Raw genomic sequence first — 12,961 nt, 5'->3', positions numbered from 1 at the left:
CTTTAAGGAGGCGTGACAGCACTAGACTGCTTCTCACGTCGACTCTATTCACCACGGGGTACTCGATGAACATTTTAAGCCAATCTCATTTCGAAACGGCGAATGGTGAGGCAGAGTCGGGTACCGGCGGTTTTCGTCGCTCTCTCCCGGATTTCGATATTATTGGCGCTCTCCGGCGTCAGATGTGGGTTCTCATCGGCGCTGCCGGAATCGGTGCCATATTAGGTCTAGGCTATGTCATGCAGGCTACGCCGATCTATTCGTCATCGGCCAGCATATTGATCGACGCAAAGAACGTCGGAATGGCTGCAACGACTGCCCTTGAAGGCACGCTCGCGTTCGAAACGGGCGCGGTCGACAGCCAACTTCAGATTATGCAGTCCGACAAGCTTGCAGCTTCCGTCGCCCAACGTCTCGGACTGCAAAACAATTTTGCGTTTCTTTCGCCACCTCCGTCTTTACTGGGCGGAATTGCACAGAGCTTTAGAGGCGGCATCAGTTCGGTCGTTCGGGTAATCAGCGGCGCCCCGGCTCCTACCAGTATTGAACAGGCTCCCGAAGCTCTAAGGCTACTCGTCGCCAGCAATAAGCTCCAGGGCAGCCTCAAGGTCAGCCGCGTCGGGCGAGCTTACGTGTTTGCTCTTGAATACTCTGACAGAGATCCAATTCTGGCGCAGGCAATAACTGGCCAATACGTGAACGCATATCTTGAGGATCAGCTTGACTCGAAATTTGACTCGACACGTCGAGCAACCGGGTGGATGGAGGATCGTATCCGCGAGCTGAGATCCCGGTCGCTTGCCGCCGATCAGGCCGTCCAGAAATATCGAGCCGACAACAACCTCGTTGCCGCTTCCGGCCGGCTGATCGACGAGCAGTCGCTGACCGATGCCACAACGCAACTTGCGACTGCCCGGTTATCTCTCGATAATGCTAGTGCTCGATACCAGCGTCTGAAAGAAATCGTCGACAAGCAAGACACGACCGCAAGCATCACCGAGTCTGCCGGAAACCCCAATATCGCTCAGCTTCGTGGCAAGTATCTGGATGCCGCGAAATTATATAGCGACATGAAGGCCCGATACGGCGACAACCACAGCGTAGCTATAAAAGCCACTAAAGACATGGCCGAATACGAGCGTTTGATATTCGAGGAATTGAAAAACCAACTTCCTGGTTATCAAAGCGACGTCTCTATTGCTCAAAGCCGCGTCAATAGCATTCAGCAAACCATTACGGACTTGCGCGCACGATCGGTCTCCAACGACAGCGCCATGGTCAAATTGCGAGGGCTCGAGCAGGAGTCTGAATCGCTAAAGCTCCTTTATTCTACATTTCTTCAGAAATCGCAGGAAATGCAGCAACAGCAGTCCTTTCCTGTCACCGATTCCAGAATTATCAGTGATCCCTCTTTGCCGATAGTGCCCAGCGGTCCACAAAAGACTGCGTTCCTTATAGGCTTTATATTCATTGGAGCAGCGTTTGGCGCGGGGATTGGTGGATTGCGCGAATGGCGTGATAGGGGCGTGCGAACACCTGCGCAGGTCAGAGATGAATTGGGTCTGGAGTTTCTTGCCAATATCCCCATCTTGGATCAGCCTAGATCTCGGGAACTCAACGTGGCTTCGATACGCCGAGGCAAGGATATAAAGTTCGGCAAGCCGGAATTGTCTGCTACTATCAATAGCGATGCTGGCGTGCTGCGCGAAGTCGTCGATCGGCCGCTATCGCAATTCTCGGAAGCGATTCGTGCGCTGAAAATCAAGATTGATCTGGGTCTGGTTGGTAATAAGGGTATGGTCGTCGGCTTGGCGTCGATGTTTCCTGATGAAGGAAAGTCCACGATCGCCAAAAACTTGGCGTCTTCTCTGGCTTTTCAGGGCACAAGAACAATTCTCATAGATGGGGATTTGCGCAATCCAAGCCTTACCAGAAGTTTGGTGGGTTCCCCCAAGCGCGGCCTCATCGACGTTATTAACGATCGTGCTGAACTGAACGAGGTATTGGTACTGGAAGAAGGAAGTGGGCTCGCTTTTCTGCCTGGTGCTACGCGAGCGCAACAGGGCAACGATCTGTTCAGCAATCCTCGAACCCATCAATTCATTGCCAAACTGCGGCAACGTTTCGATGTCGTGATCATCGATTTTCCTCCGGTTGCCGCGCTTACCGACGCATTCGCCGCCAGCGGTGTGGTGGATGGTTATGTATTTGTTGCCCATTGGGGGCGGACCCCTCGTAAGAGTCTCCAAGAGTTTTTCGACAACAACCCTCGCTTCTCGGAAAAGACGTTGGGCCTTGCCCTCAATAAGGTCGATATGAAGCGCCTTGAACGATACGGTTCGGCTCTGGGAAGTGCTCATTACGGCAAATACGCAGAGAAGTACTTCCCAAGCAAATAGCGAGTTTTACGTCTCGCAACAGGGTTGTCTGATTAAATAATCTTCCGTGATATGAAGCAGTGAGGCTGTGGCGTCTCATGCGTAGTTGCGAGGAAATAGAGTATAATTGCATATTGGTTCGGACCAATATTCTTATGGTTGCAGGCATGTGAGTTAACTAAAAGAATTGCGATATGTTGTTTAAGTGTAGTGGGTAGGCTATGCGGGAACGAATATCCGCTTTCGATGCGCTAATTTGTTTGTCTGTCGTAATGCCGTATTGTTTTCTACTAGTTACAGGAGATTAAGATGCCCGATCTGCCGGCCCTCAACGGAAAAGTTGCTCTCATAACCGGTGTGACCGGGCAAGACGGTTCATATCTTGCTGAATTCCTGCTCGAGAAGGGCTATGAGGTGCACGGGATCAAGCGTCGTGCCTCGCTTTTCAATACGTCGCGTGTCGATCATATTTATGAAGATCCTCACATGACAGATGCGCGGTTCAAACTGCACTATGGTGATCTTTCGGATACGTCGAACCTCACCCGCCTCATCAGGGATATAGAGCCTGACGAAGTTTACAATCTTGGGGCTCAGTCGCATGTGGCGGTTAGCTTCGAAGCACCCGAATACACAGCCGACGTTGATGCGATTGGAACTCTGCGACTGCTGGAAGCCATCCGGTTCTTGGGGCTTGAAAAAAAATCTAGATTTTATCAGGCGTCCACGTCCGAACTCTACGGCCTCGTTCAGGAAACCCCACAGCGCGAGACGACACCTTTTTACCCGCGGTCACCCTACGCTGTCGCCAAGCTTTACGCCTATTGGATCACGGTAAACTACCGCGAAGCCTACGGCATGTACGCGTGCAACGGCATATTGTTCAATCATGAATCTCCCCGTCGTGGTGAGACCTTCGTCACTCGGAAAATCACCCGTGGCCTCTCCAACATTGCAATGGGGCTGGAGAGCTGCCTTTTCATGGGCAATATCGATTCACTGCGCGACTGGGGGCACGCGAAAGACTACGTACGCATGCAATGGATGATGCTCCAACAGGAAGAGCCGGACGATTTCGTTATCTCGACTGGACTTCAATACTCTGTGCGCGAGTTCATTCACTGGACAGCCAGTGAGTTGGGCCTGACCTTGGAGTTTTCGGGCGAGGGTATCAATGAGATCGCCACGGTTGTCGCAAACAACGGTGACATGGCGCCGGCCATTAAGGTCGGCGACGTCATCATGAAAATTGATCCCCGATATTTCCGCCCCGCGGAAGTCGAAACATTGCTCGGCTCTTCCGACAAGGCCAAGGAAAAGCTGGGGTGGGTGCCAGAAATCACGGCGCGCGAAATGTGTGCGGAAATGGTCGTCGAAGACCACAAGTCAGCGCGAAGGCACGCACTCTTGAAGGAGCATGGTCTTGACCTTCCGGTGAGTGTGGAGGGCTAAGAGTGGCGTACGAGCTGAAGGGCAAAAAAGTCTATGTAGCCGGCCATCGAGGCATGGTTGGTGCAGCGATCGTCCGAAGACTTGCAGCGGAAGAATGCACGATCTTGACGGCCACTCGTGCTGAGCTGGATCTGACCAGACAGGACGCAGTCGAGGCTTGGCTGACTAGCAATCGTCCTGATGCGGTTTTTCTTGCAGCTGCCAAGGTTGGCGGTATTTTGGCCAATGAAACCTATCCAGCCGAATTTCTCTACGAAAACCTGATCCTTGAGGCCAACCTCATCCACGCAGCTCACAAAGTCGGCGTCGAGAAACTCATGTTTTTGGGTTCATCTTGCATCTATCCGAAGTTCGCCGATCAGCCCATTGTCGAGGAAAGCCTCTTGACCGGCGCACTCGAACCTACCAACGAATGGTACGCGATCGCCAAGATTGCTGGCATTAAATTGTGCCAGGCCTTTCGCAAGCAGCATGGGGATGACTTCATCTCCGCAATGCCAACAAACCTCTATGGCCCTGGTGACAATTTCGATCTGAAATCAAGCCATGTCATGCCCGCCCTCATTCGCAAGGCCCATGAGGCAAAGGTCAATAACCTGGAAGAAATCGTCATGTGGGGCACCGGTACTCCGCGTCGCGAATTTCTTCACGTCGATGATTGCGCAGACGCGTGCGTTCATTTGATGAAAAACTATTCAGACGACACGCATGTCAATGTCGGTTCCGGTGACGATATAGCTATTCTGGAGCTCACAAAGCTCGTCTGCGACGTGGTCGGTTTCGCTGGTAAAATCAGCCATGATCTGGCCAAACCGGATGGAACACCACGTAAGCTGATGAGCGCAGGCAAACTTCGCGGACTCGGTTGGGCGCCGCAGATCGGCCTCGAAGAAGGGATTGCAGGGGTTTATGAGATATTCAAGCGTGGTGACTACCTCGAGCGACGGCACGATTAATCGCTTTTCTCCATAGCAGGCAAAGTCTCAAGATCTGTCGATCGGACTGCGAGCGTTAGTTCGATAGTTGACACTGCCGTTCGTAATGCTGCTCATCACATGGCGTTTGGGAATGTTACACGGAAAAATTCTTTATATTGGGTCTAAAGCCGGAACGAGCCTTCACAGGGCGGAAGCTTTACGACGGTCTGGTTATGATGTGGTTCACATCTCCCCTTACGAGGATCTTCCAAAGCATTGGGCCTTATGGCTGAGTCGGTTTGGCGGCCCCGGACTCGACGGCATCGTCGCCCGCTCCTTGAAGCGTCAGATCGCCCAACAGCGGTTTCCCATAGCGCTGGTTGATTCTGGCGATGTCGTCGGTCCCAAGGCGCTGCGTCACATCCGCCAGGTAGCGTCGAAAACAGCGAATTACTGCCAGGACAATCCCTACGGCGATCCTCCCCCAGAAAGGCGAAGATGGACCTTGTTCCGACGCGCCGCACCGGGATACGACCTCCTAGTCACGCCTAGGCGCGAAAATGCCGATGTGCTGGTCCAGAAACTGACTGGAAAACAGCCCATGCAGGTTTGGTTCAGTGCAGATGAGGTCGCTCATCAGCCGCAATCCCTGACGAAGGCCGAGACTGCGGAATGGGCGTCGGATGTGATTTTTGCAGGGGCTTGGATGCCTGGGCGAGATGCCTTCATGGCAAAGCTCGTTGAAGCTGGCCTGCCTCTAAAGATTTATGGTTTGCGATGGGAACGTTCGCCTGATTTTGAACGTATCCGCTCGGCCGTTCAATTCAGGTTCTTGAACGGCGCTGATTATGCCAAAGCGATCCAGTGTTCAAAAGTTGCGCTCGTTCTAGTGAATGGCGCCAACTCTGATCTTCACACGACACGATCTACAGAGATTCCAGCAATCGGTGCGGCCATGTGTGCTCCACGCACAATTCATCACGCCAACCTGTATCGTGACGGAGACGAGGCGCTGTTTTTCGACAATGCCGATGAATGCATTGCGCAATGCCGTCGATTGCTTGCTGATGTCGATTTGCGCGAGAGGGTTGCAAGTGGTGGGCGACATAGAACCTTCCAGAACAGAACTTACAACGAGGATCTGATGAAGAGCATTGTCGATCGTCTTTCTGATCTTCCCGAGGTGCGCGCTTGAAGCCCAAAGTCCTCATCGTTGATACTCATCCCGTCCAATATCGATCGCCGATTTATGCAGCGATTACAGAGGGTGATGAGGTCGACCTATCGGTTGTTTACTACAATGACGCGTCGGTGCGCGGATATCATGATGTCGAGTTTGGCAAGGAGGTCAAATGGGATTCATCACTGCTGGCAGGACATCGCCATGATATTATGATTCCCGATGCACAATCGACCTGTGCAGGTTTTTTCGGCTTCGCGCAGATTAGGCCAAAGGATGTTCTTGAACGATATCAACCTGATATTATCATCATTCACTCGCTCAACAATCTCGTCGGGTTCAAATTCGCTTTTTTTGCAAAACTCAAGGGGATCGCATGCTGGCTGAGAGTAGAGACACAGGACGAGGCGTTCGTCCGTAAGTCGAAAGCAAAGTCTCTTGCGCGCAGATTTATCTACCGAGCAGCCTACAGGTTTTTCGATGGGGCATTCTGTTTCGGAGAGCTTAACAAGAAGCACCTTCTGACGCATGGGTTCAAAGACAAAGACATCGTTTATAGCCGATTTTCCACCGTCGACCGGGCGCGTTTGCTCACTCCTGATGTGAAGGAACACCGCCGCAGTAAGGTGAGATCGTCGCTATCTATTTCAGCGCGCGACCTCGTGGTTGGTTTTTTCGGCAAATTGATCCCCAAGAAAGATCCTAGCATAGTCCTTGAGGCTTGTAGGGCTCTTGCTCGATCGACTGACAGGAACGTTGTTTGCCTCGTCGTAGGAAGCGGTGAGCTGGAGAGCGATCTACGGGATAGGTTCCGCGACCATGATAACGTCACTTATCACTTCGTAGGCTTCGTTAATCAGCTTCAGATCACGGACTATTACCTTGCAACGGACATTCTCGTGCTTCCGTCGAGGCGTGAGGGCGAGGTCTGGGGTCTTGTGTGCAACGAAGCGCTGCAGGCAGGGTGTGCGGTGGTGATGTCTGACGCTGTTGGAGCAGCGCTGGAATTTGGCCACCTCGAGCGATGCGGCATTTTTCCGACCGGTGATTTGGATCGGTTGGTCAACATTCTAGCGCACTTGTCAACGTTCGAGCGCAGCTTCGACTGGGCAGCACCTTACATCGCAGATTACAGCACAGAGGCCGCCGCAACTGCTATCACAGCTGTCGCCGCGCGATATGGAAAGAGACAGTAGGGGCTTGGCTCATATCGCGATCTCTTAGTCCGGCGTTTCTGGGTTCAACTGTCAAAAAAGCTAAGTCTCGGAAACGATACCGTCGGCGCGTCGGCCCAGGCCTCGGAATTCATATCGCAACTACCTGTCGTGACAGCCGCCAACATGGGAGCATAACCGTAATGTTTGAGGCCAAGGTAACTCAAGAATTTGGACGAATAATATCCCAACATGGGTGAAAGACGCGGTTGGATCGCTTTTGTAGCGGTTCCTTCATAAAGGAAATAGACCTCCTGATCGCTCTGTGTTTGCTGAAGTACCGTGGCTTCATTCCAGCCCTGATGAGCGATCGGTACCAAGTACAGCAGGCAGTCAGACTTCATCGCGGCAATGCCATTCAGGTCAGCAAATCGAAGCGATCCAGCGATTTGATAACCCTTTCCACGCAAATATTGCTCAAGGCGCGGCTTCATCTCATCAAAGTTCGGGTTTCGAACGCCGCCGCCGGTCGCGAGCTTCATGCTGATGGATGCCATCAGAAACGCCGCAATGATTGTCTTAAAGGCTATTGAGAGGCGCACGACGGGCTCCATAATTACAAACGGCGAACACCGCTATAACGGTCAACCAGTTGGTGATCGTGCTACCGACATCACCGTGCAGGAGATCGTAGTAGCTTGGGAAGAAGCCGATCAACGAAATCCGTGTCACATTGATAACGATAACGAGTAGACAGGCCGCGGAGCACCAAACAATGTTTGCAGGCCGCCATTCTGTACGACGCGTTTGCGTGAAAAGCACCCAGCAAAGTACCGCCAGTGATACATTGGCCATTGAAGAACACCGCGGAGCGATTTCAAGAAATCCGTCACCTCCAGGCATTTCGACGAGATTGGAGATGCGTTGTGTGTGAGTAATTGAGCTGACTAGGATTGCATCAAGCGAAAGAAAGTATTCTGCCAGAATATTAAAAAGGCGCTTGCTCCAGAACATAGGAAAAGCGAGGGCGAGAAAGATCCAACCCGCCCTTCGCATTGCGCTCTGTCCCGACTGCGTAACGATCAGGTAAAGCGCCATCAATGTCACCAGTACCCAACTAATCGGGCCAATTGGCAGCAATGATGCGGCGACTATCGGAACGGATACAATTTTTTCAAAGAAAGATATCTCTCCAAGCGGTTCTTCGAGCGTGAGTTGCGCAGCAATGAAAATTGCCGCCCATACAATCACACTTATCTCAAACAGGCTCACGACTGTGTACAAAGGGCTTTTTGTGAACAGCCCGTGCAGCATGTTGGGCAATAACGCATTTGCAATCGTAAGAACGAAGAGAGCCGTAACGAACTCGCCGCGAGAAAGACCAATCCAACGCCCCTTTTCGACAGGGGATATCGTTTGGTGTGCCGGAAACGGCCGGTTCGTCGCATTCATGCATTTGTCTCCGGAATATATATGGTCTTTATAAAGCTATTTTCTTCTCGATGTCGAACCTGATGAGGTTAACCTTACCAACGATCTGTTAAATGACAATATTCCATTATTTTGCGTGGGATAGTACTGAAAGAAGGCAGAACAGATGGCATAGTTGGATGTTATCTTGTGGGAGGTAAAGTGTCGATCAGTTATGCTAATATATTGTGACGCTTTTCGGACGTGCCTAAGGATTGGGCGAGTTAGGCGAAAATCGATCTGATCCGGAAAGTTAAAGAATCCCTGATCTACAAAAAAGTTTAGAATAGCTGTCGAAAAATAGTGTAATCATGATTTATTGATCGCAGGCACTGGGGTACTTCTGCGAAAATGCAAAGCTAGAGTTATGCATTAATGAAGGGGTAATATGGAATCGATTGCAACTGAGGGGGCCGAACTCGACATTGGGACGGTAGCGTCGAGGACTGAACCAAAAACGGTTATTGTGTATGGTATGAACCATGCGCCGGAACTGGCCGGGGTGGGCCGATATACCGGTGACATCGTTGACTATCTCTCGCACGTTGGAATGGAGGTCGTTGTTGTGACAACCCCTCCGCATTATCCCGGCTGGGCCGTCCAGAACGGTTTCAGGAACCGTTATTCTACCGAGACGAACGGAAACGTTCGGGTCATTCGCACACCTCTTCTGTTGCGCCGTCAAATGCGTGGCATATGGCGGCTGCTCGCGCCCCTTACCTTTGCCATTTCCTCTACCCCCGTGATCATGTGGCAGATTATTAGGCGCCGCCCGGATGCCGTTTTTTGTGTCGAGCCAACCCTGTTTGCGGCGCCAATGGCGCAATTTGCGGCCTGGATATCCGGTTCGAAGACGATATTGCACGTCCAAGATCTCGAAATTGATGCGGCATTCGCCGTTGGTCATCTGGGCCGGCAGCGATGGATCAAGAGCTTTGCCTATTTCATGGAAAAGCGTGTACTGCGCCGCTTCGATCGGATTATTACGATATCGTTGCGAATGGCTGCAAACCTTGAGGCCAAGGGGGTCGACCAACAAAAAGTCGACATTATCAGAAACTGGGTTGACTTGAGCCATATCTATCCGCTCGACGGCGACAATTCCTACCGAGCCTCATTAAACTTCTCTGCCCAAGACTTCGTTGTTCTTTATTCTGGAAATATCGGCGCGAAACAAGGACTGGATGTTTTGCTTGATGCGGCAGCGCTGTTGGAAGAAGAAGGCAACATTCGGTTTGTCGTCGCCGGTGAAGGGCCGGTAAAAGCTCAGCTTCAGGAAACGTACAAGGGTTTGACCAATGTCACCTTTCTGCCGCTCCAGCCCTACGAGCAACTGAATGAATTCCTGAATTTCGCTGACGTGCATGCCCTTCCGCAAGATCGAAACGCCGCAGACCTTGTATTGCCGTCCAAACTGGGTGGAATGCTGGCCTCCGGCAAACCGGTGATTGCCACTGCAGACACCGAGACTGAACTTGCCGACTTCCTGGGCGATGGCGCAATCCTCACCGAGCCGGGAAACCCCAAAGCTCTGGCTGACGCTATTCGCCAGACACGAGACGGAAAGCTCGCAGTAAACGGCGAGCGCGTGTCCGAGCTCGGCCGCCAGCTTTCGAGGACCTCGAACCTGTCGAAGCTTGCCCGAATAGTGGAATTCCGTTGATGGGGTATGCAGATGGCGAGTTGTGTCGCCGAGAAACTTCGCGACGGGCAGGGCCCGGTCGCAAAGACGGCTTCGTAGCGGTGAAATTGTGACCGGAGCCTGGGTTGGGCTTGCTTCACTCAGCACTTCTGTATCAGGACCTGAAGCCTCAGGTTGTGTTGCATCGTTAAACTTCATCCGGTTGCACAAACAATGAAATTGACTTCCATTAAGCGGCAATTCACGCTTAGCATGTTCTCGCAAGCCTATTCCCAATCAGTCACGATCGGGGCTCAGCTTCTGGTGCTCCCGCTGATGCTGTGGTTATGGGGTGCTGAGCACTATGGGGTATGGCTGCTGGTCTCCACCTTGCCGACCTATCTCACGATGTCCGATCTGGGCTTCGCCCAGGTCTCGGGCAATGACATGACGATGCGGGTATCGCGTGAGGATATTGACGGTGCCGTGGTCGTCAATCAGACGGCCTGGTTGATGAATGCCTGCGTCTCGGCCCTTCTACTGGTCGTCAGCGCGGCTTTTGCGCTGTTTTTTCCGATCGCCCACGTCTTCAACGTTCCGCAGCAACTGGGCGAGGGTATCGGCCTTTGTGCGTTTCTTCTGGCGTGTAGTGTTATCCTCTCGTTGACCTTTGGCGTCGTCGGTTCGGCCATGCGGGCGGTCGGAAAATACTGGCTGATCATTTCGACACATGCCACGGCGCGAGCTTTTGATGCTTTGCTGTTGGTTGGCTCGGCAGCGGCAGGTGGCGGCTTGGTTTCTGCTGCCGCTTTGATGCTGACTGCGCGCGTCATATTGTTCGTAACCGCTTCGGCGCTTTTCTATCGCCACTACGGGCAGTTTCGTCCATCAATCGCCCGTGCGGATCGGCGTTTGCTTCGGGAGATGATCGCGCCATCACTCTCTTATATGTCCTACACTGTCAGCAATTCGGTCAACATTCAGGGCACCAGCATCATCGTCGGTATCCTGCTCGGACCAGCTGCGGTGGTCGTTGTGTCTTCTATAAGGACGCTGACAGGTATGGGGCGGATGTGCGCGTCCGTAGTGATCCATTCGCTTGAACCGATATTCGCCCATCTGGCCGGACTAGGCGCAAGGGAAACGCAGAAAAGGAACTTTCAGTTCTTGATCGGGGCGGCGCTCGCGGGGTGTGCAGTCTATGGGATCGGGATGTTCGTGTGGGGCGAGGCGTTTCTGGCCTTCTGGACCCGTGGAGTGGTCGTCGATCAGGGGGCGCTGTTCCGTTTGATGGTGATGTCGAGCATCACTGAGATTATTTGGTTCACCCTTCAAACTCCCTACGTATCGACCAATCGTCACAGCGTATTTGCTGTGTATTTTCTCGTGTTTTCAATTGTTAGTATTGTGTCATTGGTCGTGTTTTTAAACTTATCATCAATTGTTGTAGTGGGCATTGCGTCGTTATTTCTTCATCTGTCCACGTTAATCATCACTCTCGTGTTGATGCGCTCGAACAAGGCTTTTTGATGCAAGTTACGCAAATTTCCTCTGGCCGATTTCATCATTTTCACCTTGCCCGTCAGCTTCAAGAACGCGGCATGCTGAAAGAGTTGTGGACCGGCTACCCTCGGTTTAAGCTGAGAGATGAAAGCGGCATTCCGGAGGAGAAAATCAAGACCTTTCCGTGGCTGCAAGTGCCTTATATGGGTTGGTCGAAACTTCCTCTGATCGGTCGATCGAATTCTTTGAGGCAGAGAGTTGGGTGGTGGGGGAGAGAGGCACTCGACTGGCGTGTACAACAGGCCATCAATGATCCGACCATACTGATCGCGCTGTCAGGGCAAGGTTACAAAAGCGGGCGCCGCGCAAAATCGGTGGGGGGGCGCTACATCTGCGATCGCGGCTCGACTCATATTCGCTACCAGGATCGGCTTTTGCGGGAGGAACACCGCCGCTGGAAGGTTGAGTGGTCTGGGGTCGACCCGCTTGTGATTGCAAAAGAAGAAAAAGAGTACGAGCTTGCGGATTTGATCAGCATCCCATCGACTTTCTGCGAAACCTCGTTCGTTGAAATGGGAGTGGACCCCGCCAAACTTCGTCGAATTCCCTATGGCGGCAGATTGGACAGGTTTCATCCCGTTAGCACACCAGACCCTCAGGCTTTTACCGTCCTGTTTGTCGGACAAGTGTCGCTTCGAAAGGGAATACCATACTTGCTTGATGCATTTTCCAGGTTCCAGCATCCAAGAAAGAAGCTCAAAATCGTTGGAAGCATAGTGGAGGGCATGGAGCCCGTTTTGGCGTCACTCCCTACCGATGGTGTCGAATTTGTTGGTCCATTGGCCAATACGGAACTCGTCGAGGCCTATTCGTCAGCCAACGTGCTGGTGCTCCCGAGTATAGAAGAGGGACTAAGCATGGTGATGGCCGAGGCACTTGCTTGTGGCTGCCCGGTGATTGCGTCCAGAAATACCGGAGCTGAAGACCTATTCGAAGACGGGAAAGAAGGCTTCATCGTGCCCAATCGCGATCCTGATGCGATCGTCCAGGCGTTGGAGAAGGTCGCGGATCTCGGATCCCTGATGAGACCTCTTGCCCGGCAACGTGTCCAGGCCATTGGCGGATGGGATCGTTATGGCAAGCATTGGGCTGAGGTTTTGCGCCCTTGGCTTTGATCTGAAATGGCGTGGTGGTCGTAAGATAACCCCACCCAAATGTTGGAATTTTAATAGTAGCGGGTCCGTGAGAGCCGGTGGTTTACCGAAGAAGTGATTGTTAACGAAAGA

General features: G+C 52.4%; 10 protein-coding genes. 8 read left to right on the top strand and 2 right to left on the bottom strand.

Going from position 1 to position 12,961, the window contains the following annotated elements; genetic code table 11:
- Positions 1-65: 65 nt before the first annotated feature.
- The 5 genes from FHP24_RS03365 to FHP24_RS03345 all read left to right on the top strand — a co-directional run bounded on the left by FHP24_RS03365 (position 66) and on the right by FHP24_RS03345 (position 7,123).
- Complete coding sequence (locus tag FHP24_RS03365; RefSeq protein WP_139672838.1) at positions 66-2,399, top strand: Wzz/FepE/Etk N-terminal domain-containing protein; 2,334 nt, start codon at positions 66-68, stop codon at positions 2,397-2,399.
- Between the two features lie 288 nt (positions 2,400-2,687).
- Positions 2,688-3,830, top strand: coding sequence for a GDP-mannose 4,6-dehydratase (gene gmd, locus FHP24_RS03360; protein ID WP_139672835.1), 1,143 nt, complete (start codon positions 2,688-2,690; stop codon positions 3,828-3,830).
- Positions 3,831-3,832: 2 nt separating this feature from the next.
- Positions 3,833-4,786, top strand: coding sequence for a GDP-L-fucose synthase (fcl, locus tag FHP24_RS03355; RefSeq protein WP_281287388.1), 954 nt, complete (start codon positions 3,833-3,835; stop codon positions 4,784-4,786).
- A gap of 85 nt (positions 4,787-4,871) precedes the next feature.
- Complete coding sequence (locus tag FHP24_RS03350; RefSeq protein WP_139672832.1) at positions 4,872-5,942, top strand: CgeB family protein; 1,071 nt, start codon at positions 4,872-4,874, stop codon at positions 5,940-5,942.
- Positions 5,939-7,123 (top strand): glycosyltransferase family 4 protein, encoded by a 1,185-nt coding sequence (locus FHP24_RS03345; protein ID WP_139672829.1) that lies wholly within the window; start codon positions 5,939-5,941, stop codon positions 7,121-7,123. The genes FHP24_RS03350 and FHP24_RS03345 overlap by 4 nt, the downstream gene beginning before the upstream one ends.
- Before the next feature lie 44 nt (positions 7,124-7,167).
- On the opposite strand, the gene FHP24_RS03340 is transcribed toward FHP24_RS03345, so the two are convergent.
- Together FHP24_RS03340 and FHP24_RS03335 are read right to left on the bottom strand one after the other, a co-directional pair.
- Positions 7,168-7,638, bottom strand: coding sequence for a hypothetical protein (locus FHP24_RS03340; RefSeq protein ID WP_139672827.1), 471 nt, complete (start codon positions 7,636-7,638; stop codon positions 7,168-7,170).
- 22 nt (positions 7,639-7,660) lie between these two features.
- On the bottom strand, positions 7,661-8,533 hold the full coding sequence (locus tag FHP24_RS03335; RefSeq protein ID WP_139672824.1) for a hypothetical protein: 873 nt from the start codon (positions 8,531-8,533) through the stop codon (positions 7,661-7,663).
- Between the two features lie 406 nt (positions 8,534-8,939).
- On the opposite strand from FHP24_RS03335, the gene FHP24_RS03330 reads away from it, so the two are divergent.
- The 3 genes from FHP24_RS03330 to FHP24_RS03320 all read left to right on the top strand — a co-directional run bounded on the left by FHP24_RS03330 (position 8,940) and on the right by FHP24_RS03320 (position 12,850).
- Positions 8,940-10,214 carry a WcaI family glycosyltransferase gene (locus tag FHP24_RS03330; protein WP_139672821.1) on the top strand — a complete coding sequence of 425 codons (1,275 nt, stop codon included), beginning with the start codon at positions 8,940-8,942 and terminating at the stop codon, positions 10,212-10,214.
- Between the two features lie 192 nt (positions 10,215-10,406).
- Complete coding sequence (locus FHP24_RS03325; protein ID WP_139672818.1) at positions 10,407-11,702, top strand: lipopolysaccharide biosynthesis protein; 1,296 nt, start codon at positions 10,407-10,409, stop codon at positions 11,700-11,702.
- Positions 11,702-12,850 (top strand): glycosyltransferase family 4 protein, encoded by a 1,149-nt coding sequence (locus tag FHP24_RS03320; RefSeq protein WP_139672815.1) that lies wholly within the window; start codon positions 11,702-11,704, stop codon positions 12,848-12,850. The genes FHP24_RS03325 and FHP24_RS03320 overlap by 1 nt, the downstream gene beginning before the upstream one ends.
- Positions 12,851-12,961 lie beyond the last annotated feature (111 nt).

Origin of the sequence: Aliirhizobium smilacinae, assembly GCF_006335145.1 — a bacterium.
GTDB lineage: Bacteria > Pseudomonadota > Alphaproteobacteria > Rhizobiales > Rhizobiaceae > Neorhizobium > Neorhizobium smilacinae.
The sequence above is the reverse complement of the archived record's forward strand: the minus strand, read 5'-3'. Positions and strand labels throughout refer to the sequence as shown.

Coding starts and splice junctions, on each gene's coding strand:
- FHP24_RS03365 (WP_139672838.1), top strand. CDS start 66: ATGAACATTTTAAGCCAATCTCATTTCGAAACGGCGAATGGTGAGGCA.
- gmd (WP_139672835.1), top strand. CDS start 2,688: ATGCCCGATCTGCCGGCCCTCAACGGAAAAGTTGCTCTCATAACCGGT.
- FHP24_RS03350 (WP_139672832.1), top strand. CDS start 4,872: ATGCTGCTCATCACATGGCGTTTGGGAATGTTACACGGAAAAATTCTT.
- FHP24_RS03340 (WP_139672827.1), bottom strand. CDS start 7,638: ATGGCATCCATCAGCATGAAGCTCGCGACCGGCGGCGGCGTTCGAAAC.
- FHP24_RS03335 (WP_139672824.1), bottom strand. CDS start 8,533: ATGAATGCGACGAACCGGCCGTTTCCGGCACACCAAACGATATCCCCT.
- FHP24_RS03330 (WP_139672821.1), top strand. CDS start 8,940: ATGGAATCGATTGCAACTGAGGGGGCCGAACTCGACATTGGGACGGTA.
- FHP24_RS03325 (WP_139672818.1), top strand. CDS start 10,407: ATGAAATTGACTTCCATTAAGCGGCAATTCACGCTTAGCATGTTCTCG.
- FHP24_RS03320 (WP_139672815.1), top strand. CDS start 11,702: ATGCAAGTTACGCAAATTTCCTCTGGCCGATTTCATCATTTTCACCTT.